Below are 4,618 nucleotides of genomic sequence, written 5' to 3'. Positions count from 1 at the left end.
TTGCCTGTGTTGGTTTGCCAAACAATTGCTTTCACCTGTTCCTCTGATAACCTCTCCCCAAAATAAGCCTCAAGATAAGAGGTCATTTCCTCAGAATTAGGCGGTTCGCCGAGAACGTGCAAACCAGAAGAAAACAAGCGACATTCCACCACCTGCAAATACTCATAAAGCTTCACCAAATAGCGGTTAAAAGCATCAGCACTGAACATTCCCACATTCTCAAAACTAAAAGCAATCCCCAATTTTCGAGCATCATCAAACGGACAATCAGCCTCCAAACCGCTATCTAAAACTTTCTTGCAAATAGCCTCTTTCAGCACATAATTCTTTGCCGTATCTTCCCGATATTCCGCAATCAAATCCCGCAAAGCCATCAATTCCTTGTACAAGCCCGCGCGGCCGTATGGCGGCACGTTGTGAGAAATCAAAACACCGTAACCGCGCCGTTTTGCCAACATCGATTCCGAGGGATTGTTGGCAGCATAGATATAAAGATTGGGCAAACTTCCCAACAGAATATCCGACCAAGAATAGCCAGTATTTCCCAGAGGAGATCCCGGCAACCATTCCACAGTGCCGTGCATTCCGAAGTGAACCACAGCATCAGCTTGCAAATCATTTTGCAGCCACTTGTAAAAAGCAGCGTATTGAGGGTGAGGCGTCAAATCGCGATCGAACATTAAGCGCATCGGATCGCCCGAAATTCCCAGCGGCGGCTGCAAACCTATCCAAACATTCCCCAGTTGAATGCCGCCGATTTGGAACTCGTCGCCCTCTGTCTTAATCCCAGTACCAGTCAGAGATTTCCACTGTTTTTCGATACGAGTTGTTAACAGATAGCCCAGCCATCTTTCTAAAGTTTTGACATTAACAGTCTCTTTTGTGGAACGGGCATCTTGCCCCTCACAAGTAGCTTCATCCGCCTCTTTCACCCTGCGAATTAACTCCTCACCGTCAGCCGGAATTTCTCCAACTGTATAACCTGCCGCTTGAAGTTTGTGCAGGAAATTTAGCAGCGATTTCGGTACATTTAATAAAGCAGCCGTACCCGCCGCCCCGTAACCGGGAGGAAACCCGTAGAGAATAATCGCAATTTTCCTTTCAGATGGCGGAGTTTGACGTAGTTTCACCCAATTGTTAATTCTACTTGTCAGGCGTTTCGCGCGATCGGGCACGAGATAAATATCCTCACCCACCAAACCGCCCAGGGGCACTGGATCGATCGCACCATCCAACTCAGGCAAAGCATACAATACCACACTTTGCAAACCTCCAATCCCCTGACGAGTCCAAGAATGGATATCCTGAATCAGCAGAGGTGCGGACACAAAATAAGGTACATTTTTAGCAGTTAAAATCCGCTTAGCAACTTCCACCTGCCTCCCACCCTCCATCGAACCAGCAGGCCCGCCAACCAAAGGAAAGCCAATAGTAGAAACAATCGCATCAACTTCCACAGCATCTTTAGAAAGCGAAAGAGTTTCAATATTGCCTTGTTTTCGCCGCGCAGTTTCATCAGCAGTCGTCATCCAATCTCGCACCGCCACATGGCCTTCAACGCCATTGATAAAAATCGGCAAAGGCACAATTCCCGCACCTTCAAAATAGCGAATTAATTGAGGAATATAAGGCTGCTTGGTGATAACGTGTTTGCGGTAAAGCAAGATGCCCACAACAGGGGATTTTCCTCTGTCAGAATTTTGAGACCAATTGGTCTCAAATTTTGTGGAACGGGCATCTTGCCCGTTAGAAACCCGGTCTAAATTTTCAGACAAATTAGTCTCAAATTTTGTGGAACGGGCATCTTGCCCGTTATAAGCCTTTCTATCAAGATGTCTAGCCTCTTTAGTGGAACGGGCATCTTGCCCGCCCCTAGCACTTTGATTAGCGAGATACCAATCCAAATATTGCCGAGGCGATTCAAAATAACCATTATAATCAGGATGCAATAAACCCATATTGGGAGTTTCCACAGGCGGCGGAATTTCTGCAACCTTCAGCCCCAAATACTTTTCGGCAATAATCCAAAACATCGAGACAACATTATCCGCACCGCCCGCATTCCAGTAACCATAAATAATCAGCCAGTTTCGCAAATCCTGCACTTTTTGCACCGGCACATATTTCAATAACTTCGGCCCAACCTTCAAAAAGCTGATATAACCAGCCAGCTTATCTTCTTCTCGCCCATTGCTGAACTTATCCAGAATAAACTTAACAGGCTTCGGCATTCCCTTCGGTTTGTCGCCAATTTTAAAAGCACCGATTTGAGTAAGACTCATCAATTCCAAAGCCGACTCAAAAACCAGGCGAATCGGAATATTCTGCACCCTTTCCCGCAGCCACATTACCGCATCGTAATCAAACAGCAAACTCCCGAAAAACACATCAGCATTCAAGAGGGCGGCTGCTACAGCGTCAGGTTCGTCTGCGAGGGCGCGATCGCTAAAAACCCGTACTTCCAATCCCTGACACCCAGAAACAGCCAACTCGGCAGCTTTCCGGTACAAATCGGCATTAAAAGATTCAAACCCTGCAATTAAGACAATGCGTTTCACAGCCAAACCTCGAAATATTTATTGATTGTAGCCTGTTTTAATTAGGTTATATTATATTAGATAGCATCCTCGGTGGGGGTGGGGCGGGTTTAGTAGATTTCGGGTGTTGTATTGCAGACCTTGGCGAACCCGCCCCTACATTACCAATTATCAATTATCAATTCCTAATTTCCGTCGCAACTCTCATAAAATCTAAAATCTAAAATCTAAAATGGTTCGAGTTCCTCCCGCAATAGTTATCTTAGGTCAAAACAGCCAGCCGATCGCCAAAAAAATCTCCGCACATTTCCCCGGTTCCCAGATTTACGGTTTAATCGATCGCACTTCCAACACAGACATCAACTTTAGCAACTTCGGCGAAACATTGCGGGAATTGTTTGCAACAGAAACCCCAATCATCGCCATCTGCGCCGCCGGAATAATCATCCGTACCCTCGCCCCGCTGCTGTCAGACAAACGCGCCGAACCGGCAGTTTTAGCCGTCGCAGAAGACGGAAGCGCCGTCGTACCCCTGCTGGGCGGTTTGCACGGCGTTAATGATTTGGCCAGAGAGATTGCAGCAGCCCTGGGCGTACAACCTGCAATTACTACCACCGGAGATATCCGCTTTCGCACCGCGCTGCTGAGTCCTCCCCAAGGCTATTATTTAGCGAATCCAGAGGACGCGAAGACTTTTATTTCAAATTTGCTCGCCGGGGCCAAAGTACGCCTAGAAGGGGCTGCAAGCTGGCTTTCCGAGAGCAATTTGCCGTTAGCGAAGCCCTCGAAGAGGATCGCCCCCGACGCAAAATTGACTATTCGCGTCACCGAAAAAGCAATTGTGCCAACGCCCGATTGTTTAGTTTACCATCCGCAAATTGTGGCAGTTGCACTGACAAAGCTATCGAATATTGAGCCAGAAATAGCGGTTTCATTTGTCCAGCAAGTGTTGGAAAACGCGGGTTTAGCAGCAGCTTCTGTTGCTGGATTTTTTGCATTAAAACAGGAGATGGGAAACCCGGCACTTGAAGCAGTTTCACAATATTTTAAAGTCCCCGTCCGCTTTTTCAATCTCTCCGAACTTGTCGAATTAGACTCAATTGAATTCATCGAAAATAAGGCCGCACAAATTGCCCTGACAGCAGCCGGTGCCAACAGTCACTTAATCGAGTCCGATCGCCCAAACGCACTGAATTGCGCGATCGCCCTGGCCGCCCAACCCTTTGATGCTAGGGCGATCGGAATTAGCCGCGGCAAACTGGCGATCGTCGGTACCGGCCCCGGAGGCGCGCCCTGGATGTCCCCGGAAGTTAAGGAAATTATGCGCGAAGCCACGGATTGGGTGGGTTACAAATTTTATCTCGACTTAGCTGGAACCCTGCGGGAAGGGCAAAATCGGCACGATTCCGACAACCGCGAAGAGATCGATCGCGCCCGTTTTGCCCTAGATTTAGCAGCATCCGGCAAATCAGTCGCCGTGGTTTCGTCGGGAGATCCGGGTATTTTTGCAATGGCTGCGGCGGTGTTTGAGGCGATCGACTTTGATGCCAAACCCGAATGGCAAGGCATTGATATTCGGGTAGCACCGGGCATTTCAGCCATGCAGGCAGCCGCTGCTGCGATCGGAGCACCCCTCGGACACGATTTTTGCGTGATTTCCCTTTCGGATATTCTCAAGCCTTGGGAGGTCATTGAACAGCGGATTTCGGCCGCTGCGGCTGCCGATTTAGTTATGGCATTTTACAATCCCATCTCGAAACAGCGGATTTGGCAACTCGGAAGGGCGATCGAGATTTTGTTGCAAAGTCGCGATGCTAAAACCCCCGTCGTACTAGGGCGAAACCTCGGCCGGCCCGGCCAATCTGTGCGGGTTTGCACCCTCGGCGAATTCCAGCCGCAAGATGCAGACATGAGAACTTTAGTGATTGTCGGTTCGAGTCAGACTCGGATTATTCCCCGCAAATATGGAGATGTTTGGGTTTACACGCCGCGCAGGTACGAAAAATAAGTAGGGCTTGCTGAAAAAGTAAGAAAACAGCATTTAGAAAGATGAATGAACTCGCGAGTCCCTTGATAATATA

Annotated in this window: 2 protein-coding genes; one reads left to right on the top strand and one right to left on the bottom strand. The window is 48.4% G+C overall.

Features of this window, described 5'->3' with window-relative positions; genetic code table 11:
- Positions 1 to 2,558 (bottom strand): cobaltochelatase subunit CobN (locus QT990_RS33620; RefSeq protein WP_333466291.1); only part of this gene is annotated, 2,558 nt, incomplete at its 3' end.
- 211 nt (positions 2,559 to 2,769) lie between these two features.
- Here QT990_RS33620 and cobJ point away from each other — a divergent pair.
- Positions 2,770 to 4,545 carry a precorrin-3B C(17)-methyltransferase gene (gene cobJ, locus QT990_RS33615; RefSeq protein ID WP_333144470.1) on the top strand — a complete coding sequence of 592 codons (1,776 nt, stop codon included), beginning with the start codon at positions 2,770 to 2,772 and terminating at the stop codon, positions 4,543 to 4,545.
- Positions 4,546 to 4,618: the final 73 nt, after the last annotated feature.

Origin of the sequence: Microcoleus sp. T3_B1, from assembly GCF_036700445.1 — a bacterium.
Classification (GTDB): domain Bacteria; phylum Cyanobacteriota; class Cyanobacteriia; order Cyanobacteriales; family Microcoleaceae; genus Microcoleus.
This window is presented reverse-complemented; position numbering and strand designations above follow the sequence as displayed.

Bases quoted from the DNA above. Each gene is read 5' to 3' on its own strand.
- cobJ (WP_333144470.1), top strand. From the start codon at position 2,770: ATGGTTCGAGTTCCTCCCGCAATAGTTATCTTAGGTCAAAACAGCCAG.